The sequence below is a fragment of the Acinetobacter celticus genome (assembly GCF_001707755.1).
GTDB classification, from domain to species: Bacteria; Pseudomonadota; Gammaproteobacteria; order Pseudomonadales; family Moraxellaceae; genus Acinetobacter; species Acinetobacter celticus.
Map to the genome: position 1 here is coordinate 182047 of NZ_MBDL01000010.1, position 16581 is coordinate 198627.

At 38.4% G+C, this 16581-nt stretch carries 17 protein-coding genes; 7 read left to right on the forward strand and 10 right to left on the reverse strand.

The window, feature by feature from the left end; genetic code table 11:
* Window positions 1-35: 35 nt before the first annotated feature.
* Both argF and BBP83_RS09980 read left to right on the forward strand, forming a co-directional pair.
* Window positions 36-956: an ornithine carbamoyltransferase gene (gene argF, locus BBP83_RS09975; protein ID WP_068888057.1), complete on the forward strand. Its 921-nt coding sequence runs from the start codon at window positions 36-38 to the stop codon at window positions 954-956.
* A 92-nt stretch (window positions 957-1048) separates the two neighbouring features.
* Window positions 1049-1519, forward strand: a complete 471-nt coding sequence (locus BBP83_RS09980; protein WP_068888585.1) for a hypothetical protein — start codon at window positions 1049-1051, stop codon at window positions 1517-1519.
* A gap of 63 nt (window positions 1520-1582) precedes the next feature.
* On the opposite strand, the gene BBP83_RS09985 is transcribed toward BBP83_RS09980, so the two are convergent.
* The 7 genes from BBP83_RS09985 to rpiA form a co-directional block, all read right to left on the reverse strand.
* Window positions 1583-1936 (reverse strand): YnfA family protein, encoded by a 354-nt coding sequence (locus BBP83_RS09985; protein WP_068888060.1) that lies wholly within the window; start codon window positions 1934-1936, stop codon window positions 1583-1585.
* A gap of 109 nt (window positions 1937-2045) precedes the next feature.
* The gene (gene clpA / locus BBP83_RS09990) at window positions 2046-4322 is read right to left on the reverse strand and encodes an ATP-dependent Clp protease ATP-binding subunit ClpA (RefSeq protein WP_068888062.1); all 2277 of its coding nucleotides are present in this window, start codon (window positions 4320-4322) and stop codon (window positions 2046-2048) included.
* A gap of 9 nt (window positions 4323-4331) precedes the next feature.
* Window positions 4332-4748: an ATP-dependent Clp protease adapter ClpS gene (gene clpS / locus BBP83_RS09995; protein WP_068888064.1), complete on the reverse strand. Its 417-nt coding sequence runs from the start codon at window positions 4746-4748 to the stop codon at window positions 4332-4334.
* A gap of 19 nt (window positions 4749-4767) precedes the next feature.
* Window positions 4768-5520, reverse strand: a complete 753-nt coding sequence (locus tag BBP83_RS10000; protein ID WP_068888065.1) for a hypothetical protein — start codon at window positions 5518-5520, stop codon at window positions 4768-4770.
* A 78-nt stretch (window positions 5521-5598) separates the two neighbouring features.
* A complete protein-coding gene (argC, locus tag BBP83_RS10005) occupies window positions 5599-6654 on the reverse strand; it encodes an N-acetyl-gamma-glutamyl-phosphate reductase (protein ID WP_171258086.1) in 1056 nt (351 codons plus the stop codon).
* A 362-nt stretch (window positions 6655-7016) separates the two neighbouring features.
* Window positions 7017-7697, reverse strand: coding sequence for a YgjP family zinc-dependent metalloprotease (locus tag BBP83_RS10010; protein WP_068888067.1), 681 nt, complete (start codon window positions 7695-7697; stop codon window positions 7017-7019).
* 141 nt (window positions 7698-7838) lie between these two features.
* Window positions 7839-8510, reverse strand: coding sequence for a ribose-5-phosphate isomerase RpiA (gene rpiA, locus BBP83_RS10015; RefSeq protein WP_068888069.1), 672 nt, complete (start codon window positions 8508-8510; stop codon window positions 7839-7841).
* Window positions 8511-8616: 106 nt separating this feature from the next.
* Between rpiA and ilvA the strand changes: the two genes are divergently transcribed.
* Entirely contained in the window at window positions 8617-10155 is a 1539-nt protein-coding gene (gene ilvA / locus BBP83_RS10020; protein WP_068888071.1) for a threonine ammonia-lyase, biosynthetic, read from the forward strand.
* A 435-nt stretch (window positions 10156-10590) separates the two neighbouring features.
* Here the strand turns inward: ilvA and BBP83_RS10025 are convergent, their stop codons facing one another.
* Both BBP83_RS10025 and BBP83_RS10030 read right to left on the reverse strand, forming a co-directional pair.
* Window positions 10591-11328, reverse strand: a complete 738-nt coding sequence (locus BBP83_RS10025; protein ID WP_068888073.1) for a histidine phosphatase family protein — start codon at window positions 11326-11328, stop codon at window positions 10591-10593.
* A gap of 54 nt (window positions 11329-11382) precedes the next feature.
* Window positions 11383-12234 carry a 3'(2'),5'-bisphosphate nucleotidase CysQ family protein gene (locus BBP83_RS10030; protein WP_068888075.1) on the reverse strand — a complete coding sequence of 284 codons (852 nt, stop codon included), beginning with the start codon at window positions 12232-12234 and terminating at the stop codon, window positions 11383-11385.
* A gap of 14 nt (window positions 12235-12248) precedes the next feature.
* Between BBP83_RS10030 and BBP83_RS10035 the strand changes: the two genes are divergently transcribed.
* From BBP83_RS10035 to BBP83_RS10050, 4 genes are all read left to right on the forward strand, one after another.
* Window positions 12249-12935, forward strand: coding sequence for an HAD-IA family hydrolase (locus tag BBP83_RS10035; protein WP_068888077.1), 687 nt, complete (start codon window positions 12249-12251; stop codon window positions 12933-12935).
* Complete coding sequence (locus BBP83_RS10040; protein ID WP_068888080.1) at window positions 12928-13371, forward strand: RNA-binding S4 domain-containing protein; 444 nt, start codon at window positions 12928-12930, stop codon at window positions 13369-13371. The genes BBP83_RS10035 and BBP83_RS10040 overlap by 8 nt, the downstream gene beginning before the upstream one ends.
* A 142-nt stretch (window positions 13372-13513) precedes the next feature.
* Window positions 13514-14557 (forward strand): recombinase RecA, encoded by a 1044-nt coding sequence (gene recA, locus BBP83_RS10045; RefSeq protein ID WP_068888082.1) that lies wholly within the window; start codon window positions 13514-13516, stop codon window positions 14555-14557.
* A 69-nt stretch (window positions 14558-14626) separates the two neighbouring features.
* A complete protein-coding gene (locus BBP83_RS10050) occupies window positions 14627-15232 on the forward strand; it encodes a regulatory protein RecX (RefSeq protein ID WP_068888084.1) in 606 nt (201 codons plus the stop codon).
* Here the strand turns inward: BBP83_RS10050 and BBP83_RS10055 are convergent.
* A complete protein-coding gene (locus BBP83_RS10055; protein ID WP_068888086.1) occupies window positions 15229-16431 on the reverse strand; it encodes a hypothetical protein in 1203 nt (400 codons plus the stop codon). The genes BBP83_RS10050 and BBP83_RS10055 overlap by 4 nt on opposite strands.
* Between the last annotated feature and the right edge of the window lie 150 nt (window positions 16432-16581).

The window sequence follows — 16581 nt, forward strand, 5'->3', positions numbered from 1 at the left end:
TTACTTTTTGATTCAGCAATTATTGTGGAGTAACCATGGCTCTGCGTCATTTTCTCACTTTACGCGATTTATCGACTTTAGAACTTAATCAAATTTTGCTACGTGCGATTGAACTCAAACGCAAGCAACACAACAACGAAGTTTTCCAGCCATTCAACGGCAAAGTCATGGGCATGATTTTTGAAAAGTCGAGTACCCGAACCCGTGTATCGTTTGAAGCAGGTATGAGCCAGTTTGGTGGTAGCGCAATTTTCTTATCTTCTCGTGATACACAATTGGGACGTGGCGAACCTATCGAAGATTCTGCACGCGTAATATCAAGCATGCTTGATATTGTCATGATTCGTACTTTTGGCCATGACATTGTTGAACGTTTTGCTTCTTATTCTAAAGTCCCTGTCATTAATGCATTAACCGACGATCATCATCCTTGTCAGTTACTCGCCGATATGCAAACTTTTGTTGAATATCGTGGTTCAATTGAAGGTAAAACTGTTGCATGGATTGGTGACGGTAACAACATGTGCAACTCTTATATTGAAGCTGCACATATGTGGGGTTTTAAATTAAAAATTGCCACACCTAAAGGTTATGAACCACAAGAAAAATTCTTAACCGAATTTGCACATTGTGTAGAATTAGTTGGTTCCGCTGAAGATGCTGCCGTAAATGCAGACTTAATCGTGACTGACGTGTGGGCAAGCATGGGACAAGAAGAAGAACAAAAAATCCGTGAAAAAGCCTTCGCTGATTATCAAGTTAATGAGCGTTTAATGAATTTAGCGCATTCAGATTGTTTATTTATGCATTGCTTACCTGCTCATCGTGGTGAAGAAATTTCTGAAAATATGTTAGATCATAAACACGCAGTGGTTTGGGATGAAGCTGAAAACCGTCTACATGCACAAAAAGCCTTGGTTGAATTTTTAATTAACGAAAATTTGAAAAAAGACTAAGTATTTCGTTCAATAAAAAGGCACCTTCGGGTGCTTTTTTTATAATGATCTGGCTATAATCAAAACCATAATGTTTATAAGTGATTTTAAAAATGCGTTTAAAAAAACTTTTTTTGGGTTTAATCTGTTGTTCTGCTTCAATCCATTTACTTGCCTCACCCACCGAATTTGACCAATATTTAATAAATAAACAAATTTTAAATAACGATTTTAAAATTAAAAACACTCAAGCTTTAAATGAAATTTTAGACGTAATCAGTGTGGAAGATTCACGCACATTGCCCTTTCAAGTCGATCAAAACATGCTGATGGAACAATATAATCTTCGTGCTGATCACGTCGAAATACAAGGTATTATCACCACGCCCGATTTTGCTCAGTTTGAACAAAGTATTGGAGTCAAAGAAGTTAAACAACTAATTAAAAAGAATACGTTACAAAATTGCCACTTACTATTTGAACACGAATTTCAGCGCAAAAATCCGTATGCAGTTAAACTCGTACTTGCTTCGGAAAAAGAAACCTATCAATTAACCATTCCAAATACTGAATGTAAATTTTAATCTTTTCCATCAAAAGCCTCTAATTTCGTCTAAATCATAGAGGCTTTTGATGTTCAAATTGTATTAACGCACAAGCCCCTGAGGCTGTAATATGATGAGCGATGCACCAATCAAAACAATTGTCCCTCCGAGTAAATCCCAACGGCTTAATGCGATTTGATCGACAAAACGAAGCCAGATTAATGCCGTAAAAATATAAATACCGCCATAGGCTGCATAAATTCGACCAGATGCTGCTGGGTGTAAAGTTAACAACCAAACAAAAGCACCCAAAGCCAATACGGTAGGAACCCATAACCATTGAGATTTATTTTGATTCAAAATTAAATATGGGAAATAACACCCCAAAATTTCCATGACTGCTGTAAGCAGAAATAGGAAAAATGTGGTTGTGACTTTAATAACTTGAGTATCCATAATGCCTGTAAAATGCAAAGAATTTATTTCCCTATTCAGGAAACTAAAAAATTAAATTACCAATAAATAACCCGTGCGAACACGGGTTATTTTGAAACAAAATAGTAAATTAAGCAGGTTCGGCAGTTTGATCTTCAAACACTTCTAATTTCAAACCCACAGCCTTACCATTTTCTTTTTTCACAGAAACTGCAACATTACCGCCATGTTCAGCAAGCTCGCCGAATAAAATCATTTCCGCCAACGGTTTCTTCAAGTGTTCTTGAATTAAACGTTGCATAGGACGTGCGCCCATCAATCGATCATAACCTTCTTCCGCCATCCACTCACGGGCAGATTGATCGACCTCTAAAATGACTTTTTTGTCATCTAACTGTGCTTGAAGCTCAGTTAAGAATTTATCAACAACACTTTCAATGACAGTTGTTGGCAATGATTTGAACTGAATCACACCATCTAAACGGTTACGGAACTCTGGAGAAAATGCTTTTTTCATTGCATCCTGATTATCATTACTGTTGTCTTGTTCCATAAAGCCAATACTAATGCGGGAAATACTTTCCGCACCAATATTTGTCGTTAAAACTAAAATAACATTACGAAAATCGGATTTACGACCATTGTTATCGGTCAGTGAACCATGATCCATAATTTGTAATAACAAATTAAAGACGTCTGGATGCGCTTTTTCAATTTCGTCTAATAATAAAACACAGTGTGGATTTTTGTGAATTGCATCAGTCAATAACCCACCTTGGTCAAATCCGACATAACCCGGAGGCGCACCGATTAAACGTGATACAGCGTGGCGTTCCATATATTCAGACATATCTAAACGTACCAGTTCAACCCCTAGCAATTTTGCCAGTTGTTTGGTCACTTCCGTTTTACCCACACCCGTTGGGCCAGCAAAAACAAAACTACCGACGGGTTTATCTGGCGATTTCAAACCTGCACGTGAAAGCTTGATTGCAGATGATAATGCTTCAATTGCTTCATCTTGGCCAAACACCACACGTTTTAAATCACGCTCAAGGTTTCCAAGTACCGACTTGTCATCTTTAGAGACTGTTTTCGGTGGAATCCGTGCAATTTTAGAGACAATATCTTCAATATTCTCAACAGTAATAGACGTATCGTCTTGCTCCGCTTTTAAACGTCGTTGTGCACCCGCTTCATCAATAACATCAATGGCTTTATCTGGTAAGAAACGGTCATTAATGAATTTTGCAGATAACTCTACAGCTGAAACCAATGCAGAATCTTCATATTTCACGTGATGGAATTCTTCAAACTTAGATTTCAAACCACGAAGAATATCAATCGTTTCAGAAACAGAAGGTTCATTGACGTCAATTTTTTGGAACCGGCGTGATAATGCATGATCTTTTTCAAATACCTGACGGTATTCTTGGAAGGTCGTTGAACCAATGCAACGTAAAGAACCATTTGCCAAAGCGGGTTTAATTAAGTTTGATGCATCCATCGTGCTACCCATACTTGAGCCTGCACCTATAATCATATGAATTTCATCAATAAACAGCACCGCTTCAGGTTTTTTCTTCAGCGCGTTGAGTAACTGTTTTAAGCGTTTTTCAAAATCGCCACGGTATTTAGTACCTGCAACCAATGCACCAATGTCTAAACTAAAAACTTCCGCATTGGCTAAAGGTTTTGGCGCTTTGCCATTGACAATCAACCACGCTAAACCTTCGGCAATAGAGGTTTTACCGACACCAGGATCTCCCACTAAAAGTGGATTATTTTTACGGCGACGGCAAAGAATTTGTGCAGTTCGCTCAATTTCTTTTTCGCGACCAATCAATGGATCTGTTTTGCCTTTTTGCGCTTCCACATTTAAATTTACAGTGTACAGTTCAAGTGGCCCTGCATTTGCAGAAGATGCCGATTCCCCTTCTAAATCTTCAACTTCTTCTTCTTGATGCACTTCTTCTTTGCGCGTGCCGTGAGAAAGATATTGCGTTAAGGTCAGTCGGTTTATTTGATGACGTTTAAGTAAATAGACAGCGAATGAATCACGTTCCGAATACATTGCAACTAAAATATCTGCACCTTCCACAGTTCGGTCGCTACCACTAGACTGCACATGGAAAATTGCACGTTGTAAAATGCGGTCAAAACTTTCTGTAGGATGTGGCGCTTGGTCGCTGTTTTCACCCAACTTAGGCGTATGTTGTTCTACGTATTCTTCAAGTTCTTTTCGAAGTACGATAATGTCTGCACCGCAAGCTTTTAAAGCATTTACAGCAGAGTCGTTATCCAGTAAAGCCAATAATAAATGTTCTACCGTCAAAAACTCATGTCTCTTTTGACGAGCCATGCTGACAGCCAAACGTAATGATACTTCTAATTGACGACTGAGCATGCAACCCCCTTAATCTTTGGGCTCGATCTGACAAAGCAATGGATGACTTTGTGATCGAGCGTAATTATTGACTTGGTTTGCTTTGGTCTCCGCAATGTCTCTTGGATAGACACCTGCAACACCTTTTCCTTCATAGTGTACAGTTAGCATTACTTGAGTAGCTTGGTCAAGATTCATTGCAAAGTATTGTTGTAAAATTTCGATTACAAAATCCATTGGCGTATAGTCATCGTTCATTAAAACGACAACATACATTGGTGGACGCTTTAATTCAGGCCGTGAAGCCATAACGATAGTATCTGCTGAACCGCCATCTTCATGCGTTTCACTGCTTAAGCGTGGTGTAATTTGCCAGTCCACGAGTCCAGTTTGATGAAAAGTATCTTTAATGTCAGATAAACTCATTTGACGCTTATTGGTTCGCATAAGGTATTTGTTTCACACTTTAGTTGCTATTGGCTTCAGTTTGAGGAATTTCCGAGAGGAATGTCGATTGATCGGTCACAGCTTGTCCTTTAGACCAGCTAAAACGTCGTACTACTTGTTTGCCAGAATGATTCAAACGTATTTCAATAAAGTCTGGACTAAAGCCTTTAGGCATCGTCCATCGTCCTGTTAAACGTTCGTTATTTTCAAAATTAAAGTTTTTATCTTCCAGTGGAACCGTTAAAACCTCAGTTCCTTTAATCAAACGTAATTCGACACTACCAGATGCATTGCTTTTACTTGGGCTGACTTGCATTAAATCTAATTGATACTCAAAAGCATTGTCTGGCAAAGGCTTCACCGCAATGTGTTGTACAGCCAAAGCGACTCCACCACGTTGACGTAAGACTTCACGATACAATACGCCAAGCGTTTCTGCCTGCTCCTGAGCATCTTTCGACTTATTGACAGCCAAATACAAATCATTCGAATTACTAACAGCCACGTCTCGTTCTTGAACAGCCGCATTCATGCTCTTATTTAATACAGCAAGCTCAGCTTTTTGCTTTTGCACCACTTCAACCAATTGCTCAGCATCGGCGTCATAACCAACCACGGTTAAACCCTGACGGTGACCAACGGTATAACCGAGAAAACCACTGCTTACAATTAAAATCGTTGCACCAATCACCAAAGGCATATTGGTGTGCATAAATGGTTTTTTTTCGCTGGTATTCGACTGTGACGTGATCTGTGAGTCTGAATTTGGCATCGTCATCTCTTATTTTGATTTATTCAAAACACACATTTAAATCGAAATTTAAATGTGTGTGAAGCTTTAATACGTTTTTTATGGTAATAAACCAATGCCTTCAAGCCCTGCATTTTCAGCAAAACTGAACATTAAATTCATATTCTGTACTGCTTGACCTGCAGCACCTTTTACCAAATTATCTTGTACCACCAAAATCACCAGTTTTTTAGGCTGTGGCTTATACAGTGCAATACGCAATTGGTTCGCACCACGTACTGAACGCGTTTCTGGTGAACTGCCCGCAGGCATGACATCTACAAACTGTTCATTGGCATAGAACTGTTCATACAATGACTGTAAATCTGCATTTACACCAGCATCGGTTAGATCAATATAAATTGTGCTAAACATCCCGCGAATCATTGGCACTAAATGCGGTACAAATAAAATATTGTCAAACACGCCTTTTTGACCTGAAATATTTTCCAATGCTTCGACAATTTCAGGATGATGACGATGGCCTGCAACGCCATAAGCTTTAAAATTATCGGCATTTTCAGAATAGATCATACCAAGACTGGCTTTACGGCCGGCACCTGAAACACCCGATTTTGCATCAATAATAATACTTTCAGGTTTCACCAATGCTTCAGTGGCTTTTAGAACTGGCGCTAAACCCAACTGTACCGTTGTCGGATAACAGCCTGGATTACCTACAACATTTGCCTGTTTAATTTTGTCACGATTAAGCTCAGATAAACCATAAGCTGAGTCTTTTAAAATATCTGGGCAAGTATGATCAAGACCATACCATTTTTCAAATTGAGTAAGATTTTGCAAACGAAAATCAGCAGCCAAATCAATCACTTTAGTATTTGACGCAACCAGTTCTTCTGCATGCTTCATTGCGACGCCATGTGGTGTGGCAAAGAAAACTACATCGCATTTTTTTAGTTCGTCAATATTTAAGTCTGAATAACACAGGTCGGTATGACCTCTTAGACTTGGAAACATGTCATCGACACGGCGACCATTTTCGGTACGTGAGGTCAGTACTGTTACTTTCGCATTTGGATGTTTAAGTAAAAGACGCAACAACTCAACGCCCGTATATCCTGTACCGCCAACAATACCTACTGAAATCACGCTCATTCCCTCAACTCAAAAGTATTTATTTGATGACCCTATAGTATGACAGGAAGTTAGAATTTTCTGAACTGTTTTACTCAGGTATTGGTTATTTTTATGAATTGTATTAAGGGTTAAGGCCATACACATTAGTGAACGCCCTCTTTTACTAGAACACACTCTGCTTTTTCAAAATTTAAATTTTAGAGAGTTTTTTTTAGCATGATATGAATCCCTTTAAAACTTCAATAAACATGAGGTAAACACGATAAGTTATTTGATTAAAGAGATGAAAACTAGCTTAGGCTATTTTACAATAATATAAACATTGAAAATGCGGATAATTTCTAACGATAAATGTCTATTTTTAATGATAAATTTATCTATTAAACAGAATTCCACCAATATGGCATTGTCGTAGTTTTTAAAATTCTCTGATGGTTCTTATAGTTACAATCATGCTTTTCAACTTCTGCCCAAAAATACGGACTATGATCAAAGTGCCTTGTATGCGCCAACTCATGTACAGCAACATAACGACTAATTGTTTCTGGAAATAACACCAAAGCGCTATTTAGCATAATGTCATGCTTAGATGTACAACTTCCCCATCGGGTTTTGGGCTGACGTACAACACACTCAGCAAATTTCAGACCAATTTCATTACTCACTTGCTTTAAAAAAATGGGCAGATGATGTTTGGCATAAGCAATAGTAAAAGCTTTTAAATACTGTTCTGGCTGACGATCACTCATCAATAACTGATGATTTTGCCCATCAAAAATATAGGAATTCTTTTGAGTTTTATAAACAATCTGCAAAGGTTGCTCTAAGTTAAACAGCTTTAATTCTGTCGGTAATATGCGCTCAATTTGTACTACTTTTTCTTGTTGTTTTTGCCACGTTTCAATCATCCATTGCTCAGATTGTTTTAAAAATTCTTGAATTTGATGTTTTGTACAATATTTAGGAACAGTTAAACGAATTTGAGTCGGTTCTACACGTAAGCGCAACCGTGTCGCTCGTGCATGATGAGTCATTTGAATTTTAGGCAAGTTTTGGGTCATTTTTCTCTTATTCTGGAAATCCCCACTCACCCCCTTTGATAAAGAAGGGTTGAGTGGCAAAGCTACGCAAGGCAACTAATTCAAAAATGCTTTTGCTTTTAGCCCCTCTTTTAATAAAAAGGGATTTAGGGATATTTTAAATTAAACCGCAGTGCGTTCTTCAATACCGTTGTCAGTGGCAACAATAGCAATATTTGCTTTGTTTAAAGCGAAAATACCATTACATACAACACCTGGAATACTGTTTAAAGTTTTCTCAAGTTCCAACGCATTTAAGATATTAAAGTTATGCACATCTAAAATCACATTACCATTATCTGTAACAACGCCTTCACGGTATACAGGATCACCTCCTAGCGCTACAATTTTACGTGCAACCGCAGAACGTGCCATTGGAATCACTTCTACAGGTAAAGGGAAGTCATGACCTAACTGCCCGACCCATTTAGAATCATCAACAATACAAACAAATTTCTTCGCAATAGATGCAACAATTTTTTCACGGGTTAACGCAGCACCACCGCCTTTAATCATGTGCATATGACGGTCAATTTCATCTGCACCGTCGACATAGGCATCTAGACCGCCAACACTATTCATATCGACCACTTCAATGCCTAGTTTTTTTAGACGCTGTGCAGTGACTTCAGAGCTTGCTACAGCAGCTTCTAATTGCAATTCTGGCAATAATTCAATGAGGAAGTTTACTGTACTTCCTGTACCGACACCCAAAATACCGCCTTTCGGCAAGTGTTTTAAAGCAGCTTTAGCAACTGCTTGTTTTTTTTCGTCTTGGGTAGCATACAGACTCATAACTTGGCTCAACTATTTTTTGACATTTGTTGCTGATTTTACAGCCTAAATGTACGGGGTTTGTTACAATAAAAATCTATTTTAAACTGTTAGATGGAAAATTAACATGCTGTCTCGTTTGGTTCGACAAATATTACAGGCAACGGTCTACGACGTTGCAATCGAAACTCCACTCGAAGCAGCGCCACGAATTAGCGAAAAGCTAAACAATAACATTCGCTTTAAACGCGAAGACTTACAACCTGTGTTTTCTTTTAAATTGCGCGGTGCCTATAACCGTATTAGTCAATTATCGAAATTACAGTTGGAACGTGGCGTTATTACTGCTTCTGCGGGTAACCATGCTCAGGGCGTGGCTTTATCTGGTCAAAAGTTGGGTATTACCGCCATTATTGTCATGCCAAAAACCACACCAGATATTAAAGTGCAGGCCGTCAAGCGCTTAGGTGGACAAGTGGTCTTGCACGGCGATTCTTTTGATGTTGCCAACAAATATGCCATTCAACGCGCTAAAGATGAAGGTCTAACCTTCATTCCACCATACGATGATGAATTGGTCATGGCTGGACAAGGTACCATTGCCAACGAAATTTTACGTCAATGGCGCGATGTCGAATACGTATTCGTTGCTGTGGGCGGTGGTGGTTTAATTGCAGGTGTGGCCGCTTATTTAGGTGATGTTGCGCCACATGTGAAAGTCATTCCTGTGGAATATGATGAATCTGCGTGTTTAAAAGCCGCTTTTGAAGCCAATGAACGTATCATTTTACCTTCAGTTGGTTTGTTTGCAGACGGCACAGCAGTGGCACAAATTGGTGAAAAACCCTTTGAAGTCATTCAATTACAAAAATCAGATAACTCAGGCCCCATTGTGGAACGTGAGGTTGTTTTAGTAAATACCGATGAAATTTGCGCAGCCATTAAAGATACCTATGATGAATGTCGTAGTATTGTTGAACCATCGGGTGCAATGGCTTTGGCTGGTATTAAAAAATACGTTGCTGAACATGGCTTAGAAAATAAAAATATGGTGTCCATTGTTTGTGGTGCAAACATGAACTTTGACCGTTTACGCTATATTGCTGAACGTACTGAATTGGGTGAACGTAAAGAAGCTATTTTTGCCGTGACCATTCCAGAAGAAAAAGGTTCATTCCTGCAATTCTGCCGTGCGCTCCAAGGTCGTAATATTACAGAGTTCAACTATCGCGCCAGTCATTCTAGTGCTGCACAAGTCTTTGTGGGTATTAGTTTAAAAGGTGGCGAAAAAGAACGTCATGACATTTATGAAACTTTAAAATTCCAATACGATGTAGATGACTTGTCAGACGACGAAGTTGCAAAACTACATATTCGTTATTTGGTGGGTGGTCATGCAGACATTGAAAATGAACGTTTATTCCGTGTGGAATTCCCAGAACGTCCTGGTGCATTACTTACCTTCTTAGAACGCCTTGGCCCTACGCATAACATCACCCTATTCCATTACCGTAATCACGGCGCAGCAGAAGGTCGCGTATTGGTGGGTATGGAGGCAACCGATGCCAAGCAGAACCCAGATGGCTTAATTGAAACATTGGAAAGTATTAGTTATCCATATGCTGAAATTACCAATAATTTAGGCTACCAACGCTTTCTTAAATAAGCGTATATAAATTTAGCGTTTTAAATAGCCTGTTTTTACAGGCTATTTTTTTCATAGATGAAAATGTATATGTTAAAAAATTCTGATCATTTTAAAACAGATAAAATTATTTTGAACTTACAACAAGGTTTTCCCGAATATTTTTATTTGAATGATCATGATGATTTTTTGAATTTTGAATGATTCTGATGAACTATAGTAGAACAGCTTAATTTTTTCATACAGATTTGAAAAAACAACTTAAACAGCAGATCAATTGACTCAACAGACCCTGATTGTAGCCGATAAATACAGCCGAATGCATCACGCAGTGTTCCAGTAAACACTTCTCTGTGGCCACTGAATGATGCAGGTTTGAATATTGACTTAGAAGATTTTCCAATCATTTGAAAGCAAAAATATAATGTAGATGACTGCTTGGGTACATGGTCTAACTTAACTTTCTAATTGTTGAAACTCTCGAATACTCAGCTCATTGACTTCACCACGCCAAATCCATTTGAGCTTCGACTCTAGAAACACATCGCCTTCAAACCAAACAAATAGACCTTCCATCATTTTAGGCCAATCTTCTCTGGTCACAATATGTTTACCCGAAATCACTGCAAGAATAGCCGCCAAAATAGTGTCATGACTTACAGCCAAACTTAAACCATAGGAATTATTAGGATGCGTATTATAAATAAGCTCCAACACATCGACCACGCCATGAATGGGGTGTTTCATACCTGGTAAAGCATTATTTACAAAGCTATTAATAAAGCCCAATGCACCTTGTTTTTGAAAATATGGCCCTGCTTGCTTTATATCTAAAACAAAGCTACCGGGTTCTACCAACAAACCTTGTTCAATAATTTCAATATGATGGGTATTTGGCTCTATCGTTTGAGCGTCTGCGCCTCGAATCATTAATGCTGCAGTATCTACACAACGTTGAATCGGGCTTGAAATACAGTGTTGTATCACGCGGTCGGTATGATCAATTAAATAAGATCCCCACGCTTCTGCCAAATCACGTCCTTCATTGGTCAATTGCAAATCATAGCCTGCAAGACCTTGCCCTTTTACAACTTCGCGAATGGAATGACGTGTGAATAAAGTTACAGGAGTTTTTGCGTCTGGTAACAAGTCTATTGCTTTGAACATACTGGGCGGGAGCAAATCTAAGGCCATAATCAACAAAAACTCAACATTTCAAAAACTACTATAACATGATCAGTTTTTAGCTCAATGCCGTTTCTGCATCAGCTCAAGCGCCTGCAATGCCAAAGTTTTCATTTTGGTATTTTTAAAAGCAATAAAACCTGCGTTTAGCAAAGTTTCGCGCTGATTATATACAAACGGCCTCCCCTTAAAATCGACCAATCCACCACCAATCCGTTCAATGAAACATTGACCCGCACTGGTATCCCACTCACATGTCGGATGAAAACGTGGATAAATATCAACCTGATCTTCCAACATCATGCAGAATTTATAGGCACTTCCTGCTTTCAATACGCCAAAATTTGTCAGTGTAGCCAAATCTTGTAAATATTCTGCATACTCTGGTTTGTGTTGTGCGCTTTGGCTCAAACCAATTTGAATATTTTTTTCAGTCTCATCTGCAATATATTCAAACCACTGCCCAGTGTCAGTTTCCAATTTTAAAGGCATACCGTCTTCAGGGCAAAAATAAATCTGTTGCTCACACGGAATGGCCAATACGGCAAAAACAGTTTGCGACCCATCAACCAAACTTAAATTAATTGTAAATTCAGGCCGTTTATGCAAAAACTCTTTTGTACCATCCAAGGGGTCTAACAACCAAAAACGTTGCCAAGCCTGACGTGGCATATTATCTGCTTCTTCCGACAACAGAGGTAAATCTGAAATAGTCGCTAAAGCTTGAGTAATATAATTATTCGAACGGTAGTCGGCTTGCGTTACAGGTGAATGGTCGGCTTTTCTTTCCACATCAAAAGCATCGCCTGCACAATAGTGCTGATATTCTTCTCGCAAAATTTCACATGCCTGTGTCACAATGGGAACCAATTGCAAAATCATTGGATCTTGCGTCGATGTCGTTGCTTTAAACATAGAAAACCCTTTATATGCCAAATTATTCAGATAAACCTACCATTATTTTTGACATGGACGGCACACTGCTTGATCTTGCCTATGATGATTTCATTTGGAATCATTTATTTCCTATTCGTTATGCAGAAACTCACCATTGCACACTAGAACAAAGTCATAGAACTTTATCTGAATTTCACCAAGAGCATAATCATACCTTAAATTGGTACTCATCTCGCTTTTGGTCTGCTAAAGTCAAAGTTGATGTATTGGCCATGCAAATTGAGCATAAACATAAAGTTGCAAAACGAAATGGTTGTTTAGCAATTTTACAATATCTAAAAGAAAATGATTACCCAATTTGGTTAGCGACCAATGCAGATGTTGCGAGCCTTACCTTTAAATTAAAAGAAACAGGAATTGCTGAATATTTTGATGTCATTGTTAGTAGTGAAACCCTTGGTCATGCCAAAGAATTCAACGGATTTTGGCAAAAACTACAAGAACTACACCCCTTTGATGTCAATAATTGCTACTTTATTGATGACACTGAAAAAGTGCTCAATAGTGCCAAACAGTTTGGCATTCAAAATCTGTACAGTATTCAGCAACCATCTTCCGCCAAAGAAGCGCGCAAAACTTGCAATTATCCCATGTTGGACGTATTAACTGACTTAATCTCTATTTTAAAAAATTCAGAGGAACTCAAAAAGTATGCGTAAATCAAATCTAACCGAAAATGCGGTTGGTATGCGTATAGATAAATGGCTGTGGGCTGCACGTTTTTTTAAAACACGCTCTATTGCTAAAAATGCCATTGAAGGCGGTAAAGTTCACCATAATGGCGACCGCGTGAAAGTATCGCGTGAAGTTCGCGTCGGTATGGAACTGGCGATTCAGCAAGGTTTAGAAAAAAAATCGGTCATAGTAAAAGCACTTTCAGATATTAGAGGCCCTGCACCAGTGGCACAGCTTTTATATGAAGAAACCGAAGCCAGTATCGAACGCAGAGAGTTGCTTACCTCACAAAGAAAATTGCATAATCTTGCACGTCCAGATCATCGACCCAGTAAAAAAGACCGTCGTGATATTGGGAAGTTTAAACGAGAAAATGATCAACAGTTTGGCCAAGATTGGTCATATAATGATGATGAATAATGAGCGTCATAACATGTCGCATGTGTTGTGATTTTTAATGAACCTAAGATTAAATTCTGTCACTATATTGATGTGGAAAAAGTTTCAATTCAAGACATCCACTTAAGTATATTGTTTCGTGACATCGTATTGAGGTTGTAAGATGGATGATAATAAAAGCAAAGCGCTAAATGCTGCATTGGGCCAAATTGAAAAACAATTTGGTAAAAATACAGTAATGCGCTTAGGTGACAATACCGTTTTAGCCGTTGAGGCTGTATCGACTGGGTCACTCACCTTAGATATCGCACTCGGCATTGGCGGTTTACCCAAAGGTCGTATTGTAGAAATTTACGGCCCTGAATCTTCAGGTAAAACCACCATGACATTGCAAGCCATTGCACAATGTCAAAAAGCCGGTGGCACCTGTGCATTTATTGATGCTGAACATGCCTTAGACCCACAATATGCACGTAAACTTGGTGTAGATCTCGACAATTTATTGGTATCTCAGCCCGATCATGGTGAACAAGCCCTTGAAATTGCTGACATGCTCGTACGCTCAGGTGCCGTCGATATGATCGTTATCGACTCTGTCGCTGCATTAACCCCTCGCGCTGAAATTGAAGGCGAAATGGGTGACTCTCACATGGGTCTACAAGCACGCTTGATGAGCCAAGCATTACGTAAAATGACGGGTAACGCGAAACGCTCCAATTGTATGGTTATTTTCATTAACCAAATTCGTATGAAGATTGGTGTGATGTTCGGTAGCCCAGAAACCACTACAGGTGGTAACGCACTGAAATTCTATGCTTCTGTACGCTTAGATATCCGTCGTATTGGCCAAGTCAAAGAAGGTGATGAAATTGTCGGTTCAGAAACCCGCGTAAAAGTGGTGAAGAACAAAATGGCACCGCCTTTTAAAGAAGCATTGTTCCAAATTTTATATGGTAAAGGCGTCAATCAACTGGGTGAATTAGTTGATTTAGCTGTCGCACAAGAATTGGTGCAAAAAGCTGGTGCTTGGTATTCGTATCAAGGCAACAAAATTGGTCAAGGTAAAAACAATGTCATTCGCCATTTAGAGGAACATCCTGAAATTGCGAAAGAACTAGACCGTCTAATTCGTGAAAAGTTACTCACACCAGTGACAGTACCCGTTGACGAAAAAGATGACCTTGAGCCTGATTTGCTCGATGCTTAAATTTTTACGAAATTCAGGTTAAACTGTAAAACGCCCTACGGGGCGTTTTTTTATAATAAGTTGCACAGCATGAATGATTCAAAATTCCCTAAATTACTTGATTACCAAGCACTCAAGCAACAATATGGAGATGAAGCAGACCAATCCATAGAGACCTCTTCACAAAATACTTCACAAGAAAACAATGCTTTAAACTTTGAGCAAGAGCGTGCCGAAAAAAAATTGGGGCTACATGGCTCTCGTTTACGTTCTTACGCCTTCGCAGTGCTTACCCGTAAGGAATACTCTAAAGTAGAGTTGATTGAAAAATTAGCCCTATATGCAGAATCACGTGATGAAGTCATTAGCTTGGTTGAAGAGCTCTCTGCGCAACACTATCAAAGCGACCAACGTGTTGCAGAAATGATGCTGTCGAGCCAAAAGCGTAAAGGCAAAGGGCCGAATCAAATTAAGATCAAACTCAAAAATAAGAAAGTCGATAGCGCACTGATTGCAGAAGAGCTCAAAGAAACCGATTGGACAGAACAAGCCTACCAACTCAAAGTTAAAAAATATGGTTTGGATGTAACTAAAGACCAAAAACTAAAAGCCAAACAAATGCGTTTTTTAATGTACCGAGGCTTTGAAATGGATGCAATTATCAAAGCCATTTCCCGTAAACCGAATGAAGATTAATAACCGTTGGTTTGTGTCCAAGCAATGCCTAAATTACCTTTGTACGTGTGGATCTGATAATCATCACCCACTTGTTTCGCACTGTAATGTCGCGACGGTACATCTATATTTTCTAATACCCCGCCCGATGCACTTTTCAAATCAAAATAATGCTTTGAAATAGACCGTCGTCCGCCAGAGGAATACTCTTTATTAATAATGGTATAACTATTGGTATGTAAAATTTGTTGTTCGCCCAGAGTATTAATCAGGCTGACAAAATTCATTGAATAAAAGAACATCATACTAAAAGTAATCAATAAAAAGCCAAATACTTGTGTAACAGGTACCTCTTGATTAAATAGGTTTGCCGTAATAAATAATAAAACAAATAGAATGCAACTACAGGCAATCACAAAAATCAAATAACGTGCTAAATCCTGATGATCAATCACTTTATAAAGTAACAATAGCCCCGATAACATCATAATGACCCAAATACTATAAAGAGAATTCGGCAACGCAGTCTGTCTAAAATGAATACGGATTAAACTACGGTCTGAATAACTTAAATAGAAGTAAACAAATATACTCAGATGAAATAACAATTCAGCATATTGTGAAATATGAAAAAAACTGATGATAAACAAGACGCCTACAGTGATATCAAGGCTTTTTTTAATTCGCTTCGCTCTGGTTATATATTTTTCTTTTTCATTATCCGTAAGCTCACCTTCTTGAGCAAAAAAGGCATTATCGTGCTCATTCCCTAATTTCTGATCTAAATCCTCAAAATTTTCAGCCATCATCAAACGCATTTCCATAAAATATTCAAACGAACTCGGGACAGTGATTCGTTCAGTATTATTCGCCTCTATAATCAAATGATTTCTTAAACGATAACCTTTGATATCTCGATAATAAATATCTCTAGTCTTGAAAAAAGTATGAGAAGAAATATGATTAGTATGTGTGGTCACTTTAAATGCAAATGTTTCTATTAACACACCGAGATAAAGGAACGTCACTAAGCATGAACCTATGATTGAAATACCAATCATCCAGATGGAATGATCTGCTGATAACAACGATGCATTAAAAATATATAGAAATGGAAAGAACAATAAGGCAATAAAAAACCAGAGAATCACGCGTGAACGTTTCATTGCAACAGGATATGCCAAAACCCGACCTGCATAGACTTTATAGTTTAAGTACATTTTTATTATTCAAGCTATTCTTAAATGTATATTTCCCTATCATATCAATGACAAAAGATCAAAAACAATTATTTTCAAAAAATGAATAATAAGGTGAATACTAAAAGGATTTAAATTAGGTGATTTGAAAGTTTTAAGCGAGAGCTAATA

Excerpts from the sequence above, each read along its gene's own strand:
- BBP83_RS10030 (WP_068888075.1), bottom strand. The coding sequence starts at position 12,234 with ATGTTTAAAGCAACGACATCGACGCAAGATCCAATGATTTTGCAATTG.
- clpA (WP_068888062.1), bottom strand. The coding sequence starts at position 4,322 with ATGCTCAGTCGTCAATTAGAAGTATCATTACGTTTGGCTGTCAGCATG.
- clpS (WP_068888064.1), bottom strand. The coding sequence starts at position 4,748 with ATGCGAACCAATAAGCGTCAAATGAGTTTATCTGACATTAAAGATACT.
- BBP83_RS10025 (WP_068888073.1), bottom strand. The coding sequence starts at position 11,328 with ATGGCCTTAGATTTGCTCCCGCCCAGTATGTTCAAAGCAATAGACTTG.
- BBP83_RS09980 (WP_068888585.1), top strand. The coding sequence starts at position 1,049 with ATGCGTTTAAAAAAACTTTTTTTGGGTTTAATCTGTTGTTCTGCTTCA.
- argC (WP_171258086.1), bottom strand. The coding sequence starts at position 6,654 with ATGAGCGTGATTTCAGTAGGTATTGTTGGCGGTACAGGATATACGGGC.
- BBP83_RS10050 (WP_068888084.1), top strand. The coding sequence starts at position 14,627 with ATGAATGATTCAAAATTCCCTAAATTACTTGATTACCAAGCACTCAAG.
- ilvA (WP_068888071.1), top strand. The coding sequence starts at position 8,617 with ATGCTGTCTCGTTTGGTTCGACAAATATTACAGGCAACGGTCTACGAC.
- BBP83_RS10055 (WP_068888086.1), bottom strand. The coding sequence starts at position 16,431 with ATGTACTTAAACTATAAAGTCTATGCAGGTCGGGTTTTGGCATATCCT.
- BBP83_RS10035 (WP_068888077.1), top strand. The coding sequence starts at position 12,249 with ATGCCAAATTATTCAGATAAACCTACCATTATTTTTGACATGGACGGC.
- argF (WP_068888057.1), top strand. The coding sequence starts at position 36 with ATGGCTCTGCGTCATTTTCTCACTTTACGCGATTTATCGACTTTAGAA.
- recA (WP_068888082.1), top strand. The coding sequence starts at position 13,514 with ATGGATGATAATAAAAGCAAAGCGCTAAATGCTGCATTGGGCCAAATT.
- rpiA (WP_068888069.1), bottom strand. The coding sequence starts at position 8,510 with ATGAGTCTGTATGCTACCCAAGACGAAAAAAAACAAGCAGTTGCTAAA.
- BBP83_RS10040 (WP_068888080.1), top strand. The coding sequence starts at position 12,928 with ATGCGTAAATCAAATCTAACCGAAAATGCGGTTGGTATGCGTATAGAT.
- BBP83_RS10010 (WP_068888067.1), bottom strand. The coding sequence starts at position 7,697 with ATGACCCAAAACTTGCCTAAAATTCAAATGACTCATCATGCACGAGCG.
- BBP83_RS10000 (WP_068888065.1), bottom strand. The coding sequence starts at position 5,520 with ATGCCAAATTCAGACTCACAGATCACGTCACAGTCGAATACCAGCGAA.
- BBP83_RS09985 (WP_068888060.1), bottom strand. The coding sequence starts at position 1,936 with ATGGATACTCAAGTTATTAAAGTCACAACCACATTTTTCCTATTTCTG.